Here is a 22,294-nt window from a genome sequence, read left to right as displayed (position 1 = left end):
GCGGGAAGGATAACCGCGGGCGCGCAGACGCTAAACTGCGCGTCTTCCCACGAATGTCCCGCGCATGTCCGCCCCGCACGACCCGACCATCGACGCCACGCCGGAGAAGACAGACTTCATCCGCAACATCGTTCGCGAGGACCTCGCCAGCGGCAAGCACGCGGCGATCCGCACGCGCTTCCCGCCGGAACCGAACGGTTACCTGCACATCGGCCATGCCAAGGCGATCTGCCTGGACTTCGGCATCGCGTCCGAGTTCGGCGGCGACTGCAACCTGCGCCTGGACGACACCAATCCCGCGAAGGAAGACCCGGAGTACGTGCGCGCCATCCAGGACGACGTGGATTGGCTGGGCTACGACTGGCATTCGCTGCGGCATGCGTCGGATTATTTCGACGTGCTCTACCTCGCCGCGGAAAAGCTGATCCGCCAGGGCGATGCCTACGTCGACGACCTCGATGCGGAACAGGTGCGCGCCTACCGCGGCACCCTGACCGAGCCGGGCCGCAATTCGCCGTTCCGCGATCGTTCGGTCGAAGAGAACCTCGACCTGTTCCGGCGCATGCGCGCGGGCGAGTTTCCGGACGGCGCGCGCACCTTGCGCGCCAGGATCGACATGGCCAGCGGCAACATCAACCTGCGCGACCCGGCGCTGTACCGGATCAAGCACGTCGAGCACCAGAACACCGGCGACAAGTGGCCGATCTACCCGATGTACGACTTCGCGCATTCGCTCAGCGACGCGGTCGAGGGCATCACCCATTCGCTATGCACGCTGGAATTCGAGGACCACCGCCCGCTGTACGACTGGTGCGTGGACAAGGTGGACCTGGCGCATTCGCCGGAACTGGTGAAGCCGCTGACCGATGCCGGCCTGCCGTTCGAGGCCGCCAAGCCGCGCCAGATCGAATTCTCGCGCTTGAATTTCAACTGGCTGGTGATGAGCAAGCGCAAGCTGCTGCAGCTGGTCGAGTCCGGCCGCGTCGACGGCTGGGACGATCCGCGCATGCCGACGTTGCAGGGCATCCGCCGCCGCGGCTACACGCCGAGCGCGTTGCGCCTGATGGTGGATCGCGTCGGCATCAGCAAGCAGAACTCGCTGCTCGATATTTCGATCCTGGAAGGCGCATTGCGCGACGACCTCGATGCGCACGCACCGCGGCGCATGGCGGTGATCGATCCGCTGAAGATGGTGCTGACCAATCTCGACCCAGGCCACGAGGAAACTCTGGCGTTCTCCAACCATCCGAAGGACGCGACACAGGGCGAACGCCGCATCCCGTTCTCGCGCGAACTGTGGATCGAGCGCGAGGACTTCGAGGAAGTGCCGCCGCCCGGCTTCAAGCGCCTGACCGTCGGTGGCGACGTGCGCCTGCGCGGCGCCGGCATCGTGCGTTGCGACGAGGTGGTGAAGGACGAATCCGGCAAGGTGATCGAGCTTCGGTGCACGCTGGATCCGGAATCTCGCCCCGGCATGGAAGGCGCCAACCGCAAGGTCAAGGGCACCATCCACTGGGTCAGCGCGAAGCATGGCGTGCCGGCGGAAATCCGACTGTACGACCGCCTGTTCACCGTGCCTGATCCCGACAACGACGAGGGCGGGAAAACCTACGTCGATTACCTGAATCCGGATTCGCGCAAAGTCGTGACCGGTTACGTCGAACCCGCGGCCGCGAACGCCGTGCCGGAGCAGGGCTTCCAGTTCGAACGCGTCGGCTATTTCGTCGCCGACCGCTACGACCACAAGCCGGATGCGCCGGTGTTCAACCGCAGCGTGACCCTGCGCGATACCTGGAACGCGAAAGCCTGATGCTGTACGCGCAAGTCCACCTCACGCTTCCGGCCTGGGTGCACGAGGCCGTGGACGCCATGCGCACCTATCCGTCCGACGCGGACAAGGTCGCGCTTGCCATCGCGTTGTCGAAGCGCAACATCGAGCATGACACCGGCGGCCCATTCGGTTCCGCGGTGTTCGGCCCGGACGGCCGCATCATCGCCGTCGGCGTGAATCGCGTGGTGCCGCACGCCTGCTCGGTCGCGCACGCGGAAATGATGGCCTACATGCTTGCGCAGGGACGCACGCAACGGCTGCGCCTGAACCGCGATGCGGACGACGATTCACCGATTGGCCCGATCACGCTCGCGACCTCGTCGCAGCCCTGCTGCCAGTGCTATGGCGCGACGGTCTGGGCCGGCATCGACCGACTGCTGATCGGCGCGCGCGCGGAAGACGTGATGGAACTCACCGAGTTCGACGAAGGCCCGTTGCCGGCGGACTGGATCGGCGAACTGAACGCACGCGGCATCGAGGTCGTGCGCGACATCGAGCGCGACGCGGCCCGCGCGGTGCTGCGCGCCTACGGCGAGAGCGGCGGCGCGCGTTACTGAACGCCGGCTTTCGACAAACCAATTCGCGTTCAGTTGCGGTTGCGCCGATTTAACCCGGCCTTGATCGCCGCGGTCGTAGCGTGCGGTCACCCAGCCCACGGAGGCCTCACGATGAAGACGCACATCCGCAATACGCAGCGCCTGCTCCCGATCGCCCTGCTTGCCGCAATGGCGTGCGCGCCGGCGTTCGCGCAAAGCACCAACGCGCAGGTCGAGACCCAGACCGACGCCCAGTCCAAGGCCGCGACCAACGACGCGACGCAAGCCGACCAGTCGGCACAGGACGCATCGATCGCCGCGAACGCAGCGGTGAAGGCGAGCATGGCGCCGGCGCCGACCGCCGATGCCGCGGCAACCGCCGCGAACCAGGCTTCGGCTGCGCAAGCCGCTGCCGTCATGGCACAACAGGCCTCGACGGATGCGCAGGCGGGCGCGGAGCAGGCCCAGGCCGCGAATGCCGTCGCGAACTACGGAGTGAACAAGGGCGATGCCTCCGCGCAGGCCAGCATGGGCGCCGCCACCGCCGCTTCGGCGGCAAGCGATGCGCAGGCCGCCGCGGCATCCGCGCAGGATGCGGCGAGCGCCGCGCAGGCCGCGATGACCCCGCCGCCGCCCCAGCCGGTAGTCGCCGCCACCAATACGCGCACCGTGGTGATCCATTCGGTGCCGAGCGGCCAGAGCGTGACCCTGACGGTTCCCGCCAACAGCAACTGATCCCGTCACGCGATGCATCGGAACGCCCCGCGCGCGCGGGGCGTTCCTGTTCGCGGCTCAGAGTCCGGACGCGTGGCGCCAAAGCGCCGATGCCACCGGCGGCAACTTCCCGGCGATGCCCAGCGCATGGCCACGCAGCAGGGTCGGCCACAAGGCGTCGTTGCTGTAGACGCGATTGATCGCATCGAACGCGTGCGCCGCGAGCGCATTCTCGCTGCGTCGTTGTCGTGCCCAACGTCGCAGGCGATGCGGCGAATCCCACGCCAACCGCCGCGATTGCGCGGCCGCGATCGAATCGCGCAGCGCGGCGACATCGCGCAGGCCGAGGTTCACGCCCTGCCCCGCCAGCGGATGCACCACGTGGGCGGCATCGCCGGCCAGCAGCACGCGGCCTTCGCACAGGGAATCCGCGAGTTGCCGGCGCAACGGGAACGCCGCGCGCTTCGATGCGACCCGCACCGCGCCGAGGCGCGCTTCGAATGCTTGCGCCAGTTCTTCGCCGAACGCCGCATCGTCCAGCGCCAGCACGCGCGCGGCTTCGTCGTTGGGCAGGCTCCACACGATGGAACTGAGGCCATCGCCGCAGGGAAGGAACGCCAGCGGGCCGCCGGGCAGGAAGCGCTGCCAGGCCGTGGCTTCGTGCGGCAATGCAGTTTCGACATAGGCGACCACGCCGCGTTGCGCATGGTCGTGCGCATCCACTTCGATGCCGGCCAGCGCGCGCACCGCGGAATCGCCACCGTCGGCGGCGATGGCGATGCGCGCTTCGAGCACGCGCCCTGAATCCAGTCCGAGTCGGACGCCGCGCTCATCCTGCATGAGCGATTCGACTTTCGCCGGACACAGTACTTCGACGCCGGCCGCCGGCAACGCCGACGATAACGTGTCGACGAGCAGGCCGTATTCGACGATCCAGCCGAGTTCGCGCCGACCCAGCGCATCGGCATCGATGTCGAGTTCGCCGCCGCCCGCGGCATCCCACACCCGCATGCGCCGGTAAGGTTCGATGCGCGATTCGCGAATCGACTTCCAGATGCCGAGCGCATCAAGCAACGCGGCGTTGTCCGGCGCGAACGCATACACGCGCAGGTCGCGTTGCGAAGCGTCCCAACGCGACGGTTCGCGTGCTTCGACCAGTGCGACATCGAGGCCGAGTTTGGCCAGCGCCAGCGCGCAGGCGGCGCCGACCACGCCGCCGCCGACCACCACCGCGTCGCGCATGCCGCGCTTCATGCGCGACCCCGGCACAGTTCCGGTACGTCGCCGCGATAACCCATCGCGCCGCCGACCAGACGCGCCTGCAGCGAAGGCGAACGGTCGACCGCGAACCAGCCGAATGCGCGCAGGGCCGACAGGTCTTCGTTCGAAGTGAAGCGCGCGAGCCCGTCGGAGAAGGCGAGCGTGCGTTCGCGATCCTCGCGCCGGCGTGCCGCGTAGCGTTCGAGCAGACCGTCCCCGGCAGCCTCGATGCCTTCGGCCTCGAGCATCTCCGCCAGCGTCAGCGCATCGCGCAGGCCGAGGTTGAAGCCCTGCGCGCCGACCGGATGCAGGCTTTGCGCCGCATTGCCGACCAGCACCACGCGCGGCGCATGCAGCGCATCGGCGACGATGCGTTGCGCCGGATACGCGCTGCGCGGGCCGACCTCGAGGAATCGCCCGGCGCGCCAGCCGAAGGCGCGCTGCACGCGCGCGAGGAAGGCCGCGTCGTCGAGCGCGGCGACTTCGCCGGCTTCGTCTTCCGCGACCGCATGCACCAGGCCGTAGTGGCGATCCCCGCGCGGCAGCAGCGCGGTCGGTCCATGCTCGCCGAAGCGTTCGTAGGCGGTGCCGTCCGGCGCACGTTCGCTGCGCAGGCGCGCGACGAACAATCGTTGGCCGTAGTCGTGGCGCTGCGCACCGATGCCGAGCGCATTGCGCACTGCGCTGTCCGCACCGTCAGCGGCGACGAGCAGGCGCGTGGAAAGCATGCGTTCACCGGATTCATCCGAGATGCGGATGCGCCTCCATCCGGGATCAGATTCGCCGAGGCCGAGGAAACGCGCAGGCCGATAACGCTGCAGGTTCGGCAAGGCCTGCAGTCGCGTTTCCAGCGCATCGCCGAGGTCGCGGGCGACCACGACCCGGCCGAATGCTTCGCGACCGTAGTCTCCGGCGCGCAGCAGCACGCGACCGAAGTCCCCGTTCCGGCTGACGTGGATGCGGCGGATTTCGCCGCTGGGCGCGCGCAGCGCCGGCAACACGCCGAGCGCATCGAGCGCGTTGACGCTGGCTTCGGCCAGGCTGAGGTTGCGCTGGTCGAACACTTCCGGCAGGCGCGCGGCCGGCGTGGCCTCGACCATGACCACGTCGAGGCCGCTGCGCTCCAGCGCCAGCGCGAGGCTGGCGCCGACCAGCCCGCCGCCGACGATGACGACGTCGTGATGGCCGCTGTTGGCGAGGTCGTGGGGGGGCATTGCGTTATGCTAGCGGTTCCCGTGAAAAACAGACGCGCACGACGATGAATCGCCCCGCCTCCACCGCCAGTTTCGCCCCGGGCCCGCTGTTGCTGGCCGTGCTGATCTTCGTCGCTGCGCTGACCCGCCTGTTGCCGCATCCGCCGAACTTCTCGCCGGTCGAGGCCATCGCGCTGTTCGGCGGCGCGTATTTCGCGAATCGCGCGTGGGCCGTGCTGGTGCCGCTGGCCGGTTTGCTGATCTCCGATCTCGCGCTCGGCGCGCTGAACGGCGGCACCTACCTGCAGTACTTCAGCACCGCGACCTACCTGCCCAGCCTGCTCGCGATCTACGCCTGCGTCGCGTTGTGCAGCCTGCTCGGCTTCGGCCTGCGCGGCCGCGTCAACGGCACGCGCGTGCTCGGCTATTCGCTCGCCGGTTCGGTGCTGTTCTTCGTGCTCAGCAACTTCGCGACCTGGCTCACCGCGATCGTCGTGCCCGGCTATCCGGCCTGCAATGCCGGCCTCGGCGCCTGCTACGTCGCCGGCATCCCGTTCTTCCAGTGGACCGTGCTCGGCACGCTGTTCTACTCGGCGCTGCTGTTCGGCGGCTTCGCGCTGCTGCGGCGCAAGCTGCCGGCGCTGCGTCCGCAGACGGTTTGAAGCAGTTGGGAGTTGGTGGCTCGTAGTTGGTAGAAGCTTTCTCACGAACCACCAACGACCAACCACCAACCGCATGGGAAACCGCCTCTCCAAGATCTACACCAAGACCGGCGACGACGGCACGACCGGCCTCGGTGACGGCACGCGCGTGGCCAAGGATTCCGCGCGCGTCGCCGCCTACGGAACCGTCGACGAGGCGAATTCGGCGATCGGCGTCCTGCTCGCCGCATCATTGCCTGACGCGATCCGCGACCAGCTCGTGTCGATCCAGCACCAGATGTTCGACCTCGGCGGCGAACTGTGCATTCCCGGCTACGCGGCGATCGACGATGCCGACGTGGAGCGGCTGGAACAATGGCTCGACGCGCACAACGCCGACCTGCCCGCGCTCAAGGATTTCATCCTGCCCGGCGGCGGCGAAGCCGCGGCGCGCTGCCACCTCGCGCGCACCATCGTGCGCCGCGCCGAACGCGAGGCGGTGACGCTATCGCACCACGACGCGGTGCGGCCGCAGGCGATTCGCTACCTCAACCGGCTTTCCGACCTGCTGTTCGTGCTCGCCCGCGTGCTCGGCCGCGCCGACGGCCACGGCGAAGTCCTGTGGAACCACGAGCGCCGGCGTTGAATGCGGCCGAATTCAGGCTGTACTCGCATCCCGCGTGCCTTGCGCACGATACCGGTGAAGGCCACCCCGAACGCCCCGCGCGCCTGATTACAGTATTGGCTGCGCTCGCGGCGCAGTTTCCGGGCGTCATACGCCATGATGACCATGCGCCGCGCGCATCGATCGAGGAACTGTCGCGCGTGCATGCGCCGCACTACATCGCGCAAGTGCTGGAAACGCAACCCGGCGCCGACCTGCACTGGCTGGATGCCGACACCGCGCTTTCGCCCGGCAGCGCCGAAGCCGCGTTGCGCGCCGCGGGCGCGGTGGTCGCGGCGACCGACTGGGTGCTCGGCGGCGAAAACCGGCGCGCGTTCTGCGCGGTGCGCCCTCCCGGCCACCACGCCGAACCGGCGGCGGCGATGGGCTTCTGCCTGTTCGACAACGTCGCGGTCGGTGCCGCGCACGCCTTCGCCGCGCATGGCGTCGAACGCATCGCCATCGCCGATTTCGACGTGCACCACGGCAACGGCACGCAGGCGATCTTCGAACGCGAGCCGCGGCTGCTGTTCGTCGACACCCACCAGATGCCGCTCTATCCCGGCACCGGCGCGGCGGCCGAAACCGGCGTCGGCAACATCGCCAATGCGCCGTATCCGCCGCTGAGCAGCGGCGCGGACGTGCGCGCCTTGTGGCGGGACGCGCTGTTGCCGCGACTGGATGCGTTCGCGCCGTCTGTGCTGTTCGTGTCCGCCGGCTTCGACGCGCACCGCGACGACCCATTGGCGCAGGGGCTGCTCGACGCGGACGACTTCGGCTGGATCACCGCACAACTGGTCGAAATCGCGAATCGGCACGCGAACGGGCGCATCGTGTCCACGCTCGAAGGCGGCTACGACCTCGCCGCGCTCGCCGCAAGCGCGGTCGCCCACGTCGCCGCGTTGCGTGGCTGATCAGCGCGCGGCGTCGGCTTGGAAATCCAGCGTCGCGGTATCGATGCAGTAGCGCAGCCCGGTCGGCGCCGGGCCGTCGGGGAACAGATGCCCGAGGTGCGATTCGCAACGCGCGCACCATACTTCGCCGCGATGCGTGCCGTGGTTGTCGTCCGCGTGCTCACTGACCGCGACATCGCCGGCAGGCCGGGTGCAACTGGGCCAGCCGGTGCCTGAATCGAACTTGTCCGCTGAATCGGACAGCGGATAGCCGCAAGCGGCACAACGGCATTGCCCGGCCTGTTTGTGGTTCCACCAGCGCCCGCTGAACGGGGATTCGGTCGTGCAACAGCGGCAAACCGTGTATTGCTCAGGCGAAAGTTGCCCGCGCCATTCCTCGTCGCTGCGGCGGATCGGGTCGTTGGCCACGGCGTGCTCCTGAATGGGCCCGTGTCCCAAGGCGGCGGCCGCGTTGCCCGGGTGCAAGGGTTCCGGCAAGCTAACGGTCGTTTTTCCGCCGCCGGATGGAACGCGTGCGCCGAAGCCTTCGCCTGCTCCCCCTGTCGCTGCTGATCGCAGCCTGCTTGCCCGCTTGGGCCGACGACGACATGCAGCCGAACTGGGGCTTGTGCCCGGTCGGGGACGCGGTTCCCGCCTTCCCCGAAACCCAGCCGGCCCCGGCGCCTGCCACCGACGCGCAGGCGACCGATACCGGCGCGGCCAATGCCGGTCTCGTCGACGCGAATGCCGGCGCGACGCAGGCCCCGGCGAAAACCGGGCCGAAGCTGACCTCGGAGCAACGCCTGCAATTGCCGACCGATATTTCCGGCGACCAGATTTCCGGAATAGAAGGCAGCGATACCACGTTCAGCGGCCACGTCGTGCTGACCCGCGGCGACCAGTTCCTCGCGACCGACCACCTGACCTCCAACAGCGAGACCGGCAATTACAGCGCCGACGGGAGCGTCCGCTACCAGGATTCCGGGATCCGCCTGGTGGCGAAGAGCGCCGAAGGCAACCAGGACCAGGACACCCACCAGCTCGACGACGTGCGCTACCAGTTGATCTCGCGGCGCGGCAACGGCGGCGCCGAGCGCGCGGAAATGCACGGCAGCGACGGCAAGCTCTACGGTTCGACCTACTCCACCTGCCCGCCCGACGACCGTCGCTGGGAACTCCGCGCCAAGCAGATCGACATCGATACCGACAGTGGCATGGGCGTGGCCCACGACGCCACCCTGCGCGTCGGCAAGGTGCCGGTGCTCTACGTGCCGTGGTTCACCTTCCCGATCGACAACCGCCGGCGCACCGGCCTGCTCTACCCGACGATCGGTTCCTCCAGCCGCAACGGCTTCGACTGGCGCCAGCCGATCTATTTCAACCTCGCGCCGAACTACGACCTGACCCTGACCCCGCGCTACATGAGCGACCGCGGCCTGCAGCTCGGGACCGAATTCCGCTACCTGCTGCCGCACGGCCGCGGCACGCTGGACATGGACTACCTGCCCTCGGACAAGCTGACCGACCGCGAGCGCGACGAGGAAATCGCCCAGGGCATCCCCGAGGACAACCGCCGCGTCGACAACCGCGGCATGTTCCGCTTCGACGCCACGCAGGACCTGTCGGACCACTGGCAGGCGCGTTCCAGCCTGGTCTGGATCAGCGACCCGCGTTACCTCGAGGACGCGAGCAACAACGTCAACGGGCTCACTGCGTTCCGCCTCAAGAGCACCGTCGGCATCTTCGGCAACGGCCGTTATTGGCAGGCCGGCATCAGCGCCGAACGACCGGTCCTCGCGGACTACACGCTCGCCGAGCGCAACCTCCCCTACGGCCGCTTGCCGCGCCTGTTCGCCGAATGGGAACAGCCCTTCGGCAAGCACTTCGTGGCCGGCGTCGATACCGAATTGGTCCGTTTCCAGCACAACGATTCCGATCTCCTTCCGGGCGGGTCGCGATTCGACCTGAAGCCCTACGTCAGCATGCCGTTCGAAGGCGACAGCTGGTTCGCGACCCCGACGCTTGCATGGCGCTACACCGGCTACCGGCTCGACGACGACCTCGCAAACAAGCTCGGCGGCAATGCCAGCCCGAGCCGCAGCCTGCCGATCGCCAGCTTCGATGCCGGGATGTATTTCGATCGCGACATGGACGTGCGCGGGCACGGGTTCATACAGACCCTCGAGCCGAGGATTTTCTACCTCTACGCGCCGTACCGCGACCAGACCGACCTGCCCCTGTTCGACACGCGGGCAATGACCTTCAGCTGGGGCTCGCTGTTCCGCGACAACAGCTTCACCGGCGCGGATCGGCAGACCAATGCCAACCAGGTGACCGTCGCGCTCTCGAGCCGATTCCTGCGGCAGTCCGACGGCTTCGAGAAACTGGTGCTCAACCTCGGCCAGATCCGCTATTTCGATCCGCCGCAGGTATCGACGAACAGCACGATTCCGGCGGAACGCAGCCAGTCGCGGTGGGTCGCGGACGCGACGTATGCGGTCAACGACCGCTGGAGCATGAACGGTTCCTACCAGTGGGATCCGACCGACAAGCGCCAGTACCTCGCCAGTTTCAGCACCCGTTACCTGATCGGGGAGGATGGCGTCGCCAACCTGGGTTACCGCTATCGGCGCGACGTGCTCGAACAGGCCGATCTCTCGTTCCTGTACCCGATCAACGCTTCCTGGAGCCTGGTCGGCCGCTATTACTACTCGTTCTACCGCAATCCGAGCACGGGCGACGAACCCGGCCTGCTCGAAGGCATCGCCGGCGTGCAATGGGACAGCTGCTGCCTCGCGGTGCGCGTTGTCGCCCGCCGCTACGTGCAGAACCGCAGCGGCGACATGAACAATGCCATCCAGTTCGAAGTCGAACTGAAAGGCCTGGGCTCGGGCGGTGCCGACACGAGGTCGCGCCTGCGCCGTGCTATCCTCGGATACGACCGGGACGACCTCTACCTGATCCCGCCCGCATCCGTCGGCGTCGACAACGACGCCCTCGACGACGACGCCCCCGATACCCTGCCATGAAGACACTGCTCGCCAGCCTGCTTGCCGCCTGCCTGCTCGCCGGGAACGCGTTCGCGCAAACCGTCCAGCCCATCGACCGCATCGTCGCCGTTGTCAACGACGACGTGGTCCTGCAGAGCGAACTCGATCGCGCCATCCAGAACATCCAGAACCAGTACGCCAAGCAACCGAACGCGCAGCTTCCGCCGGCGGACGTACTGCGCAAGCAGGTGCTCGAGCGCCTAGTCATGGTCCGGTTGCAGGTGATGCAGGCCTCGCAACAGGGCATCCGCGTCAGCGACCAGGACGTCGACGCCGCCATCGCCGGCGTGGCGAACCAGAACCACCTGAGCGTCGACCAGTTGCGCGCCAACCTCGGCACCGAGGGGCTCGACTACGCGTCCTTCCGCGATTCGATCCGCGATGAAATCGCGATCCAGCGCCTGCGCCAGCGCTATGCGCAGACCAGCATCAGCGTCAGCGACGCCGAGGTCGACGCCGCGATGGCGACCCAGGCCAACAGCGCCCAGTACCACCTCGCGCACCTGCTCGTGGCGTTGCCGGAAAACCCGACGCCCGAACAGATCGACGTCGCGCAGAAGAAGATCGAAGGCGTGAAGGGCCTGATCGACCGCGGCGAGATGGATTTCGCCACGGCCGCGGCGCGCTACTCCGACAGCCAGAATGCGCTGGAAGGCGGCGACCTCGGCTGGCGCAGCGCCGACGAGATCCCGACCGCATTCGCGAACATGATCAGCGGCATGAAGGCCGGCCAGGTGATCGGTCCGATCCGCGGCGCCAGCGGATTCCAGCTGGTCCAACTGGTCGAAACGCGCAGCGCCGCGGACGCGCCCGCCGGCGCCGCCCAGATGGTGACCCAATACCAGGCCCGCCACATCCTCGTGCGCGTGGACGACAAGACCAGCGATGCCGATGCCAAGGCCAGGATCGACACCCTGCGCGCGCGCATCGCCGGCGGAGCGGATTTCGCGACGGTGGCGCGCGAGAATTCCGACGACCTGAGCACCAAGCCGAACGGCGGCGACCTCGGCTGGTTCAATGCCGACGCCTTCGGACCGGATTTCGGCGCGCAGGTGTCGGGCTTGCAGGACGGCCAGGTCTCCCAGCCATTCAAGACCCAGGCGGGCTGGCACATCGTCCAGCGCGAAGGTTCGCGCCAGGTGGATGCCACCGACGAGAACCGTCGCGCCCAGGTCCGCGAGTCGATCGGCCAGCGCAAGCTCGAGGAATCCTGGTCGCGCTACCTGCAGCAGCTGCGCGGCGAGGCCTACGTCGACATCCATCCCGCAGACGACGGCGCTGCAAGCCCCAACGGCGGCTGAGGTGTTCCGCCCGAGGCTGGCGCTGGTTCCGGGCGAGCCGGCCGGCGTCGGTCCCGAACTCTGCGCGCGCATCCTCGCCGGCGCGCATCCCGCCGAACTCGTGGTTTACGGCGATGCAGGCGCACTGCGCGAATCCGCGGCGAAGCTCGGCATCGCACTGCCCGCATTCCCCGCGGTCGAATTCCCGAACGCGATTGCGGCCACGCCCGGCCAGCCCGATCCGCGCAACGCCGCCGCGGTGATCGCCGCGCTCGAAGCGGCCGCGCGCGATTGCCTCGATGGCCGCATCGACGGCCTCGTCACCGGCCCGGTGCACAAGGCCAACATCAACGCCGCCGGCATCGCCTACACCGGCACCACCGAATTGCTCGCGAAGCAAGCCAGGCGCGACGTGGTGATGATGCTGGCGCGCCCGGGATTGCGCGTCGCGCTCGCGACGACGCATTTGCCGCTGCGCGCGGTTCCCGACGCGATTTCGCAAGCCTCGCTGGAAACGACCTTGCGCGTGCTGCATGCCTCGCTGCGGACGGACTTCGGCATCGCATCGCCGGTGATCGCGGTGCTCGGCCTGAACCCGCACGCGGGCGAAGACGGCGTGCTCGGCCGCGAGGAAATCGAAACGATCCACCCCATGCTCGCGAAACTGCGCAACGAAGGTTTCGACCTGCGCGGCCCGCTGCCGGCCGATACCGCGTTCCTGCCGGACAAGCTGCCCGGATTCGACGCGGTGCTGGCGATGTACCACGACCAGGGCCTGCCGGTGCTGAAATCGACCGGCATCGAACACGCGGTGAACATCACCCTCGGCCTGCCCTACCCGCGCGTCGCGGTCGACCATGGCACCGCACTCGACATCGCAGGCAAGGGCATCGCCGATCCATCCAGCCTGTTCGCCGCCATCGCCGAATGCGCGCGCATGGCCGCGCATCGCAAGAGCGCGTCGTGATGGAAACCATCGGCTTCGACGATTTCCTGAAAGTGGAACTGCGCGTGGGCCGCGTGCTGTCCGCAGAAGTTTTCGCCACGGCACGCAAGCCCGCCTATGTGCTGCAAGTGGATTTCGGCGCGGAACTCGGCGTGCTCAAGTCCAGCGCACAGATCACCGTGCATTACCGGCCGGAGGAACTGGTCGGTCGGCTCGTTGTCGGCGTGGTGAATTTCCCGAAGAAACAGATCGGCCCGTTGATGTCCGAATGCCTCGTCACCGGCTTCCACGATGCCGACGGCGCGGTGGCGCTGTGCGTGCCGGACCGCGACGTGCCGCTCGGGACGAAGTTGCTGTGAACCGTCACGCCGACCGCGACGCCGACGGCTTCCAACGCGACGCCAAGAAGCACCTCGGCCAGAACTTCCTGCACGAACGCGGCGTGATCGAACGCATCGTGCAGGCGATCGATCCGCAGCCGGGCGACGCCATCGTCGAGATCGGCCCGGGCCAGGGCGCTTTGACCTTTCCGCTGCTGGATCGCCACGGCGCGCTGACCGCGATCGAATTCGACCGCGACCTGCACGCGCCGCTGCAGGCCGCCGCGCGCGAACACGGCGACTTGAAGCTGATCGAAGGCGACGTGCTCGGCGTGGATTTCACCGCGCTCGCGGCCGAACTCGGCGTCGAAAAGATCCGCCTGGCCGGCAACCTGCCCTACAACCTCAGCTCGCCGATCCTGTTCCATGCGCTGGACCACGCGAATGCCATTCGCGACATGCACTTCATGCTGCAGAAGGAAGTGGTGGAACGCATGGCCGCGCCGCCCGGCAACAAGGTCTATGGCCGCCTGAGCGTGATGCTGCAGGCGTATTGCACGGTCACGCCTCTGTTCACCGTTCCGCCGGGCGCGTTCCGGCCCGCGCCCAAGGTGGATTCGGCGGTGGTGCGGCTGCTGCCGCGCGCGGCCGATTCGATAGGCATCGACGATCGTGCGCGCTTCGCCGCCATCGTCCGCGCCGCCTTCGGCCAGCGCCGCAAGACCCTGCGCAACGCGCTCGCCGGCACGATGGAAGCCGAAACCATCGCCGCAGCCGGGCTGGATCCCGGCGCGCGCGCGGAACAGCTGTCCGTCGCCGAGTTCGTTCGCCTCGCTGGCTTCCGCGCCGCATGAACCCCGCCTTCGCACGCCCCGCGCTTACACTATGCGCATGGACGAGCATTCCGATTACGCGCTGGAAATCAGCGTGGCCACGCAATTCCTCGACGAACAGTCCGATCCGGACGGCGAACGCTACGTATTCGCCTACACCATCCGCATCCGCAACCTCGGCCGCCTGCCGGCGCAGTTGCTTGACCGCCACTGGGTGATCACCGACGGCAACGGCAAGGTCGAGGAAGTGCGCGGCGAAGGCGTGGTCGGCGAACAGCCGCGGCTGGAACCCGGCGAAGCCTTCACCTACACCTCTGGCGCGGTGCTGGAAACCGCGGTCGGGACGATGCAGGGCAGCTACCACATGAGCGGCGACGACGGCACCGAGTTCGATGCGCCGATCCCGCCGTTCACCCTCGCCGTGCCGCGCACCCTGCACTGATGGCGACTTGGGCGACATGACCGTCTGGGCCATCGGCGACCTACAGGGCTGCCTCGATCCCACCCGGCGCCTGCTCGATGCGATCAGGTTCGATCCGGCGCAGGACCGCTTGTGGTTCTGCGGCGACCTGGTCAATCGCGGCGGTGAATCGCTGGAAACGCTGCGGCTGGTGCATTCGCTGCGCGACAGCTGCGTGGTCACCCTCGGCAACCACGACCTCTCGCTGCTGGCCATCGCCGAGCGCGAGCCGGACGAGCAGCGCAAGGTCAACCCGGACCTGCAATCGGTGCTGTTCGCCGACGACCGCGACGAACTGCTCGACTGGCTGCGCGGCCAGCCGCTGATGCACGTCGACCGTGCGCTCGGCTGGGCGATGGTGCATGCCGGCCTCGCGCCGAAGTGGACCATTTCGATGGCCGAACGCCATGCGCACGAGGTCGAGTTGCGCCTGCGCGGCGACGACCGGCGCAAGTTGCTGCGCAACATGTATGGCGACGAGCCGATGTGGTCGCCGCGCCTCGCCGGCAACGAACGCGACCGCGCGATCATCAACGTGTTCACGCGCATGCGTTACTGCAGCCCGCGCGGACGCATCGATTTCGACGAGAAGGGCACGCCAGGCGCGCAGCAGCCCGGGCTCTATCCCTGGTACGAAGTGCCCGGCCGCGCCGAACGCGACCTGCGCATCGTCTGCGGCCACTGGAGCGCGCTCGGCCTGATGATCGCCCACGGCGTGCACGCCATCGACACCGGCGCGGTCTGGGGCGGCAAGCTCACCGCGCTGCGCCTCGATACCGACGAACTGCGCGTGGTGCAGGTACGGGGGCGCGACGTACCGGCTGCACCGCCGAAGCCGCGCAAGTCGCAATCACGCAGGCGCGACCAGCGCCGCAAGCGCGGCAAGGCGTCCGCCTGAGACGCGGGATCGCGTTAGCATCTGCCAGGGGGACAACGCGGAGGCTCGATGGCGTTCCTGTCCGAATTGCGCAGGCGCAAGGTCTTCCAGGTGGCCATCGGCTACCTCGCGGTGGCCTGGCTGCTGGTGCAGGTCACGGCCACCATCCTCCCCGCGTTCGACCTGCCGGTCTGGGCGTTGCGCCTGGTCGTCCTGCTGTTCGCCCTCGGGTTTCCCGTCGCCGTGCTCATGGCCTGGGCGCTGGAACTCACGCCGGAAGGCGTGAAGCTCGACGTGAGCACCTCCGGCGGCAAACGCATGCTCGCGATCGCGGCCGTGCTCATGGCCATCGCGCTCGGATGGTTCTTCCGTGGCCACGTGCTCCCGAAGCCGCATGTCGCGCAAGCCCCCGCCGCGGTTGCGGCATCCGCGCAAGCGGATCGGGCATCGGCGGACGAACGTTCCATCGCGGTGCTGCCGCTGGTCAACGCCAGCAAGGACCCGGAGCAGCAATTCTTCTCCGACGGCCTTTCCGAAAACCTGATCGACACGCTGTCGCGATTCGATGGATTGAAAGTGATCGGCCGCATGTCCTCGTTCCAGTTCCGCGACGACAAGGGCGACAGCGCGGCCATCGGCGCGAAGCTGGGCGCGGCCTACCTGCTCAGCGGCAGCGTGCAGCACGCGGGCGACCTGGTGCGCATCAGCGCATCGCTGGTCAGGGCCGCCGACGGCAGCACGTTGTGGGCCGAACACTACGACCGCCCCTACAAGGATCTGTTCAAGCTGCAGGACGAAATCACCAATGCCGTGGCCGGCGCCCTGCAGGCAAGGCTGCTGTCGCCCGAGGCGGCCGCGCGACAAGACGACCGGCCACCCAGCGGCAACATCGAGGCCTACAACGCCTACTTGCAAGGCCTGACGTATTGGCACAACGAGGATTTCCGCAATGCGGCCGAGTACATGACCCGGGCCGTACAGCTCGACCCGGGCTATGCGATGGCTTGGGCGCACCTGTCCGGATCGTGGAGCACCGTTGCCGCGTTCCGGGACACGTCCCCCGAGGTCGCCAGCGAACACATGCGCATCGCCCGCCTCGCGGCGGACAAGGCGCTGCAACTGGCGCCGGAACTGGGCCCGGCCAACGCGGCTCTCGCCTACCTGAAGGTCTACCACCTCGATCACCAGGGCGCCTTGGCCGGGTGTCGGCGTTCCGTGCAATTGGCGCCGAAGGATGGCACCGTCCTCAATGGTTGCGGCTATGTGCTCTTCCAGGTCGGAAAACTGGGTGAAGCGATCCCGCTGAGGGCGCGGCTGCTTTCGACCGAGCCGTTGTACACCATCAACTATTTGCAGTATGCGAGATTGCTGATGGCGGCCGGCCGGCTGGACGAGGCGGAGAAGTACCTCCGCACGGCCGAAAGCCTGCCGCTAACGAATCCGGAGTGGCAGCAGAGGATCGTTTTCTCGCGCATGGTCGACGCCATGATGCGCGGCGATGCGAAAGCGGCCATGGACATCGCCGCGGAAATGCCCGCGAAGGATCGCGTCCTGTACACGGCGCTGGCAGCCCAGGTCGGGCCGGACCGCAAAACTGCGGACGCAGCGCTGGCGAACGCTCTCGCGGGCATGGCCAATCCCGATCCGTACACGGTCGCGCAAATCTACGCGCTGCGCGGGGATGCCGCCTATGCCGTGGAATGGCTGCAGCGCGCTTCGACCCACGACCTCGTCTTCCTGCCGACCGACCCGCTCATCCTGAACTTGCGCAACGATCCGGGTTTCATCGCCTTCTGCAAGAAGGTCGGCCTACCGCCGCCCGGTGAAGTCGAAACCCTGAGCTTCGACCAGATCCGCGCATTGCCGGCGAATCGTCAGGCGCGCAAATAGTCCGCGAATTCGAACGCGAATGCGTTGCGCGCATCGGCCGGATGCGCCTCGCGCGATGTTTCGCGCCATTCGTCCCGATCGAAGCGCGGGAAGAACGCGTCCGCACCCTCGACCACGGTATCGACCCAGGTCAGGTGCATGCGCGTCGCCTGCGGCAATACCAGCGCGAACACCTCGCCGCCGCCGATCACGCAGAGTTCTTCGGCCTGTTCCAGTTCGGCGACGCACATCGCCTGCTCCAGCGTTTCCACCGCCTGCATGCCGTCGAACGGCACGCGGTTCGAACGCGTGAGCACGAGGTTGGTGCGGCCCGGCAACGCGCGGCCGAGCGATTCCGCGGTCTTGCGTCCCATCAGCAGCGGCTTGCCCAGCGTCAGCGCCTTGAAGCGCTTGAGGTCGTCGGACAAATGCCACGGCAAGGCATTGCCCTTGCCGATGGCGAAGTTGCGATCCAGCGCAGCGATGAGGACGATCTTCGCCGCAGGCATCGCGATCAATCCTTGCCGGCGCCGTAATTCAACCCCAGCTGGCACGTGGCGGGGCCTGTTTCGAGCTGGGTGCCGATCAGTTTTTCGATGGGCGAACCGTTGAGCCGGATCAAGCCGGCCTGGTACAGCGTGCCATCCTTCTTCGCCTCCCATCGGCGGATCGACGTACGGCGCAAGCCGATCGCCTTGCCGCCCCTCGCGGTTGCCGTCCGTGCCGGCAAGCCGGCGAGGATCGCGCTTTCGGGAACGGAGACATCGACGTAGTGCTCGTCGTCTTCGTCGTCGCCGCCGTCGTTCATCGCGAGGAAATTCCCTTCGTTGACGCGCGAATAGGCTTCTTCTGAACCGCAGCCGACGTACACCATCAGGTTCTGCATGGTCCAGAACCCGGCCTTGAACAAGGAGAAACCGCGAACCCGGAACACCGGCGTTCCCGCCGCATCGGTCATCCTCACGCTGCTCGAGAGCCGGGCACGCGTGCTTGCATCCAGCCGGATCCTGTTCAAGGGGGTGTCGAGCACACCGTCGACCACCGCGGCCTTGGATTCTTCCTCGAAGGCCGGGCGCAACTTCAGGAGCTGCGCGTAATCGATGCTGATCGCCTTTACCCGTTTCGCAAGTTCTTCGGTAAGCAGGCCCTGGTCCCCGGCCATGATCGAGAACTGGTACAGCGCGCCGTTGATGACGCCGGACATGCTCATCCGTTGCGGATATTGCTTGTTGTCGGCCGGGCCTTCGATGAAATGGAAGGGGAACCCGTCGACCTCCAGGCTCGTCGAAGAACGCACGCCCGGTTTTGCGGCCTGCTCGACCGAGGCTTTCTCCGCGACATCCTCCATCGCCGTGTTCGACAACCGATCCGACGAGGTATAGCTCGCGACCAGTTGCAACCGGTGCTTCGTGCCGTCCTTGTCGGTAACCTCGATCCGCTTCCACTGCACCGCGGAGAACAAGGCATTGTTGCTTGACGAGTCCTCCGTGCCGACGAGCGCGTACTCGAACGGCAGGTCGATGCTCGTCCCCATGACGCGCGTATTTTCGGCGCGAACCAACCCCGGCAGCAGGCACAGCACGACCAGCGAAACCGCTTTCAACGAACCCATGTCCCCTCTCCCGTTCAGACCGCCACCGGCGCCTTGATCGCCGGCCACGGGTCGTAGCCTTCGATGGCGATGTCGTCGTAGCTGAAGCCAAAGATGTCGGTCACGCCGGGATCCAGCTTCAACGTCGGCAGCTTGCGCGGCGTGCGCGACAGCTGTTCGCGCGCCTGTTCGACGTGGTTCGAATACAGGTGCGCGTCGCCGAGCGTGTGTACGAAATCGCCGACGCCGAGCCCGCAGGCCTGCGCCACCATGTGCGTGAGCAGCGCATAGCTGGCGATATTGAACGGCACGCCGAGGAAGATGTCGCCGCTGCGCTGGTACAACTGGCAGCTCAGCTTCCCGTCGGCGACGTAGAACTGGAACAGCGAATGGCAGGGCATCAACGCCATCTTCGGCAGGTCGGCCACGTTCCATGCGCTGACGATCAGGCGCCGCGAATCCGGGTTGCGCTTGATCTCGTCGACGAGCCACTTGATCTGGTCGATGGTCTCGCCGCCCGCACCCTCCCAACTGCGCCACTGCTTGCCGTAGACCGGACCGAGCTCGCCGCGTTCGTCCGCCCATTCGTCCCAGATCGAAACCTTGTTGTCCTTGAGGTAGGCGATGTTGGTGCTGCCCTGCAGGAACCACAGCAACTCGTGCACGATCGAGCGCAGGTGCAGTTTCTTGGTCGTGACCAGCGGGAAGCCTTCGTTCAAATCGAAGCGCATCTGCCAGCCGAACACGCTGCGCGTGCCGGTGCCGGTGCGGTCGCCCTTCTCCGCGCCGTGTTCCAGCACGTGTTGCAGTAGTTCGAGGTATTGCCTCATCTCAATGCTTCGTGTTTTCCCTCTCCCCTTGAGGGAGAGGGTGTCCCGCAGGGACGGGAGAGGGGTTCAAGGTTGGCGAACGCCGCGACAGCCATAGCCAGAACAGGCCGAACGCGATCAGCGGCAATTGCAGCAGCTGGCCCATGGTCAACCAGCCGAACGCGAGGTAGCCGAGCTGCGCGTCTGGCACGCGCACGAATTCCACCGCGCAGCGGAACACCCCGTACAGCAGCGCGAACCAACCGGCGACGGCATAACGCGGACGCGGTTTGGCCGAGTACCACCACAGGAACGCGAACAGGACGAGGCCTTCGAGCGCGGCCTGGTAGAGCTGCGACGGATGGCGCAGGAAGGGATCCAGCACGCCCGCGTCGAACTGCGCGCGCAGCGTGGTTGCGTCCATCGACGAAAACGGCGACGGCAACGAGGCCGGGAACACCACGCCCCAATCGCCGTCGGTGGGCTTGCCCCACAGTTCGCCGTTGATGAAATTGCCGAGGCGGCCGAAACCGAGTCCCGGCGGCACCAGCGGCGAAATGAAATCGACCACGTCGAACACGTGCAGGCGATGCCTGCGCGCCCACCACCAGACCGCGACGAGCACGCCGAGCAGGCCGCCGTTGAAGCTCATGCCGCCCTTCCAGATCTGCAGCACCTGCAACGGATCAGCGAGGTAGGTCTTGAGGTCGTAGAACAGGATGTAGCCGATGCGGCCGCCGAGCACGACGCCGAGCATGCAGTAGAACATCAGGTCGCCGAAGCCGGCCTCGTCCACGCCCGGCAATCGCCCGGCGCGAATGCGGCGGCGCCCAAGCCACCATGCGGCGAGGAAACCGAGCAGGTACATGATCCCGTACCAGTGCACCTGCAGCGGGCCGAGCCCGAAGGCGATGGGATCGATCTGGTGCAGGTAGCGCATCGGCACTCGCGTTCGGCGTCGGAGCGCTTATTTTGCCCGTAACTAGCGCATAGCTGTGACTGGATATTCCCTCTCCCCGCAAGCGGAGAGAGGGTGGCGCAGCCGGGTGAGGGGCATTTTCAACACCGCGCCGCCCCTCATCCCCCTTCGGGACCTTCTCCCCGCAAGCGGGGAGAAGGAAAGCAAGATGCCTTCAATCCAGCAAACGCGGCATGTCCGGCAGTTCGTTTTCGTCGGCGACGCCCGGCTGCTGCGGGAAATGTTCGGCCAGCAGGTCGGAAATCGCGGCCACGCCGCCCAGCGCCGCGTCCTCGGGATCGCCGGCCTTGAGGCGTTCCTCCATCAGCTGGCAGGCCCCGCGCCACTGCTCGGCGCTGACCAGGCCCGCCAGGCCGCGATCGGCGACGATCTCGATCCGGCGGTCGGCGAGCAGCAGGTAGACCAGCACGCCATTGTTCGCATGCGTGTCCCAGACCCGCAGTTGCGCGAACACCTGCTCCGCGCGGGTACGCGCGTCGATGCCGCGCAGCACCGCCAGCGGAGGCAGCGAGGCTTCGACCGCGAAGCAGATTTCGCCGGTATGGCGCTGTTCGGCTGCGTGCACCGCGGCCGCGATGCGTTGCAGGCTGTCCTCCGGATAGACCGAACGCGACGAACGCGCGAACAGGTGGCGCAGCAGCCGCATCACCAGCTCCCCGAGGCGCCACCGCCCCCGCTCATGCCGCCGCCACCGGACCAGCCGCCGCCTCCCCCGCCGAATCCGCCGCCGCCGAATCCACCGCCACCGAAGCCGCCCCAGCCGCCATCGCGCGCGTAACGACCGCTGCGCGCGGTGGTGAGGCCGACCAGCAGGCCGATGAACGCGCCGATGCCGGTGACCGGGATCAGCGACGACAGCAACCACGCCGCGCCGCCGGACATGCCCGCGCCGAGCAGGCCGCGCACGCCGGCCGGCAGCTTGCCGAAGATGGCGCGAGAGATCTGGGCCACGGCCAAGGCGATGAACAGCGCGAACAGCCAATCGCCGCCGCCATTGCCGGAATCGCCCTGGTCGCTCATCGGTTCCGGCAGCGGTTCGCCATCCACCAGCTTCACCAGCTGCGCGGTCGCATCGGCGAGCCCGCCGGCGTAGTCGCCGGTGCGGAACTTCGGCGCCATGTATTCGCGGATCACGCGCCCGGCGGTGATGTCGGGAATCGCGCCTTCCAGCCCGTAGCCGGGCTGGATGCGCGCATTGCGATCGTCCTTGGCGACTACGACCAGCACCGCGTCGTCGACGCCCTTGCGCCCGAGCTTCCACGCATCGAACACGCGCTGGGTGTATTGCTCGATGCTCTCCGGCTGCGTGCTCGCGACCATCAGCACCTGCAACTGGCTGCCCTTGTGCTGCTGCAGCGCCAGCGCCTGTTGTTCCAATTGCTGCTTCGCCGCGGCATCGAGGGTGCCGGTGGTATCGACCACCGGCGAATCGAGCGCGGGAATCGCCGCCAGTGGCTGCGCGCGCGCCCACGGCGCCACGCACAGCAGGGCCAGCAACAGCAGCGTCGCGAACGGCGTGCGGCGCATGCCGGTTCTGCTATGGAACCG

At 67.5% G+C, this 22,294-nt stretch carries 23 protein-coding genes; 14 read left to right on the top strand and 9 right to left on the bottom strand.

Features of this window, described 5'->3' with window-relative positions; genetic code table 11:
• Positions 1-64 precede the first annotated feature (64 nt).
• The 3 genes from FNZ56_RS12420 to FNZ56_RS12410 all read left to right on the top strand — a co-directional run bounded on the left by FNZ56_RS12420 (position 65) and on the right by FNZ56_RS12410 (position 3,102).
• Positions 65-1,810 (top strand): glutamine--tRNA ligase/YqeY domain fusion protein, encoded by a 1,746-nt coding sequence (locus FNZ56_RS12420; protein WP_143880139.1) that lies wholly within the window; start codon positions 65-67, stop codon positions 1,808-1,810.
• Entirely contained in the window at positions 1,810-2,388 is a 579-nt protein-coding gene (locus FNZ56_RS12415; RefSeq protein ID WP_143880138.1) for a nucleoside deaminase, read from the top strand. The genes FNZ56_RS12420 and FNZ56_RS12415 overlap by 1 nt, the downstream gene beginning before the upstream one ends.
• Positions 2,389-2,499: 111 nt before the next feature.
• Entirely contained in the window at positions 2,500-3,102 is a 603-nt protein-coding gene (locus tag FNZ56_RS12410) for a hypothetical protein (RefSeq protein WP_185970749.1), read from the top strand.
• Between the two features lie 57 nt (positions 3,103-3,159).
• On the opposite strand, the gene FNZ56_RS12405 is transcribed toward FNZ56_RS12410, so the two are convergent.
• Positions 3,160-4,335: a UbiH/UbiF family hydroxylase gene (locus FNZ56_RS12405; RefSeq protein WP_143880136.1), complete on the bottom strand. Its 1,176-nt coding sequence runs from the start codon at positions 4,333-4,335 to the stop codon at positions 3,160-3,162.
• Positions 4,332-5,555, bottom strand: coding sequence for a 2-octaprenyl-6-methoxyphenyl hydroxylase (gene ubiH, locus FNZ56_RS12400; protein ID WP_143880135.1), 1,224 nt, complete (start codon positions 5,553-5,555; stop codon positions 4,332-4,334). The genes FNZ56_RS12405 and ubiH overlap by 4 nt, the downstream gene beginning before the upstream one ends.
• Positions 5,556-5,599: 44 nt before the next feature.
• Here ubiH and FNZ56_RS12395 point away from each other — a divergent pair, with 44 nt between their 5' ends.
• The 3 genes from FNZ56_RS12395 (at position 5,600) to FNZ56_RS12385 (ending at position 7,753) form a co-directional block, all read left to right on the top strand.
• Positions 5,600-6,196 carry a DUF6580 family putative transport protein gene (locus FNZ56_RS12395; protein ID WP_143880134.1) on the top strand — a complete coding sequence of 199 codons (597 nt, stop codon included), beginning with the start codon at positions 5,600-5,602 and terminating at the stop codon, positions 6,194-6,196.
• A 73-nt stretch (positions 6,197-6,269) separates the two neighbouring features.
• Positions 6,270-6,821 carry a cob(I)yrinic acid a,c-diamide adenosyltransferase gene (locus tag FNZ56_RS12390; protein WP_143880133.1) on the top strand — a complete coding sequence of 184 codons (552 nt, stop codon included), beginning with the start codon at positions 6,270-6,272 and terminating at the stop codon, positions 6,819-6,821.
• 17 nt (positions 6,822-6,838) lie between these two features.
• Positions 6,839-7,753: a histone deacetylase family protein gene (locus FNZ56_RS12385; protein ID WP_221933341.1), complete on the top strand. Its 915-nt coding sequence runs from the start codon at positions 6,839-6,841 to the stop codon at positions 7,751-7,753.
• Here the strand turns inward: FNZ56_RS12385 and msrB are convergent, their stop codons facing one another.
• Positions 7,754-8,161, bottom strand: coding sequence for a peptide-methionine (R)-S-oxide reductase MsrB (msrB, locus tag FNZ56_RS12380; protein WP_143880131.1), 408 nt, complete (start codon positions 8,159-8,161; stop codon positions 7,754-7,756).
• A gap of 104 nt (positions 8,162-8,265) precedes the next feature.
• Between msrB and lptD the strand changes: the two genes are divergently transcribed.
• Genes lptD through FNZ56_RS12340 form a run of 8 tightly spaced genes read left to right on the top strand, consistent with a single transcriptional unit; the run spans position 8,266 to position 17,388 of the window.
• Complete coding sequence (lptD, locus tag FNZ56_RS12375) at positions 8,266-10,761, top strand: LPS assembly protein LptD (protein ID WP_246064618.1); 2,496 nt, start codon at positions 8,266-8,268, stop codon at positions 10,759-10,761.
• Positions 10,758-12,083, top strand: coding sequence for a peptidylprolyl isomerase (locus FNZ56_RS12370; protein ID WP_143880129.1), 1,326 nt, complete (start codon positions 10,758-10,760; stop codon positions 12,081-12,083). Before lptD ends, FNZ56_RS12370 begins: the two co-directional genes overlap by 4 nt.
• A 1-nt stretch (position 12,084) precedes the next feature.
• Positions 12,085-13,029, top strand: coding sequence for a 4-hydroxythreonine-4-phosphate dehydrogenase PdxA (gene pdxA, locus FNZ56_RS12365; RefSeq protein ID WP_143880128.1), 945 nt, complete (start codon positions 12,085-12,087; stop codon positions 13,027-13,029).
• Positions 12,990-13,367 (top strand): tRNA-binding protein, encoded by a 378-nt coding sequence (locus FNZ56_RS12360; protein WP_342777688.1) that lies wholly within the window; start codon positions 12,990-12,992, stop codon positions 13,365-13,367. The genes pdxA and FNZ56_RS12360 overlap by 40 nt, the downstream gene beginning before the upstream one ends.
• Positions 13,364-14,182, top strand: a complete 819-nt coding sequence (gene rsmA / locus FNZ56_RS12355; RefSeq protein WP_246064617.1) for a 16S rRNA (adenine(1518)-N(6)/adenine(1519)-N(6))-dimethyltransferase RsmA — start codon at positions 13,364-13,366, stop codon at positions 14,180-14,182. The genes FNZ56_RS12360 and rsmA overlap by 4 nt, the downstream gene beginning before the upstream one ends.
• A 37-nt stretch (positions 14,183-14,219) precedes the next feature.
• Complete coding sequence (apaG, locus tag FNZ56_RS12350; RefSeq protein ID WP_143880126.1) at positions 14,220-14,603, top strand: Co2+/Mg2+ efflux protein ApaG; 384 nt, start codon at positions 14,220-14,222, stop codon at positions 14,601-14,603.
• Between the two features lie 16 nt (positions 14,604-14,619).
• Entirely contained in the window at positions 14,620-15,519 is a 900-nt protein-coding gene (locus FNZ56_RS12345) for a symmetrical bis(5'-nucleosyl)-tetraphosphatase (RefSeq protein WP_143880125.1), read from the top strand.
• A gap of 48 nt (positions 15,520-15,567) precedes the next feature.
• The gene (locus FNZ56_RS12340) at positions 15,568-17,388 is read left to right on the top strand and encodes a tetratricopeptide repeat protein (RefSeq protein ID WP_143880124.1); all 1,821 of its coding nucleotides are present in this window, start codon (positions 15,568-15,570) and stop codon (positions 17,386-17,388) included.
• Here the strand turns inward: FNZ56_RS12340 and FNZ56_RS12335 are convergent.
• From FNZ56_RS12335 to FNZ56_RS12310, 6 genes are all read right to left on the bottom strand, one after another.
• Positions 17,373-17,876, bottom strand: coding sequence for a dihydrofolate reductase (locus FNZ56_RS12335; RefSeq protein WP_143880123.1), 504 nt, complete (start codon positions 17,874-17,876; stop codon positions 17,373-17,375). The genes FNZ56_RS12340 and FNZ56_RS12335 overlap by 16 nt on opposite strands.
• A gap of 5 nt (positions 17,877-17,881) precedes the next feature.
• Positions 17,882-18,979, bottom strand: coding sequence for a hypothetical protein (locus FNZ56_RS12330; protein WP_143880122.1), 1,098 nt, complete (start codon positions 18,977-18,979; stop codon positions 17,882-17,884).
• Between the two features lie 14 nt (positions 18,980-18,993).
• Complete coding sequence (locus FNZ56_RS12325) at positions 18,994-19,788, bottom strand: thymidylate synthase (RefSeq protein WP_143880121.1); 795 nt, start codon at positions 19,786-19,788, stop codon at positions 18,994-18,996.
• Between the two features lies 1 nt (position 19,789).
• Positions 19,790-20,707: a prolipoprotein diacylglyceryl transferase gene (gene lgt, locus FNZ56_RS12320; protein WP_143880120.1), complete on the bottom strand. Its 918-nt coding sequence runs from the start codon at positions 20,705-20,707 to the stop codon at positions 19,790-19,792.
• A gap of 193 nt (positions 20,708-20,900) precedes the next feature.
• The gene (locus FNZ56_RS12315; protein ID WP_143880119.1) at positions 20,901-21,392 is read right to left on the bottom strand and encodes a TPM domain-containing protein; all 492 of its coding nucleotides are present in this window, start codon (positions 21,390-21,392) and stop codon (positions 20,901-20,903) included.
• Positions 21,392-22,273 (bottom strand): TPM domain-containing protein, encoded by an 882-nt coding sequence (locus tag FNZ56_RS12310; protein WP_143880118.1) that lies wholly within the window; start codon positions 22,271-22,273, stop codon positions 21,392-21,394. The genes FNZ56_RS12315 and FNZ56_RS12310 overlap by 1 nt, the downstream gene beginning before the upstream one ends.
• Positions 22,274-22,294: the final 21 nt, after the last annotated feature.

This window comes from Lysobacter lycopersici, assembly GCF_007556775.1.
GTDB lineage: Bacteria > Pseudomonadota > Gammaproteobacteria > Xanthomonadales > Xanthomonadaceae > Pseudoluteimonas > Pseudoluteimonas lycopersici.
The sequence above is the reverse complement of the archived record's forward strand: the minus strand, read 5'-3'. Positions and strand labels throughout refer to the sequence as shown.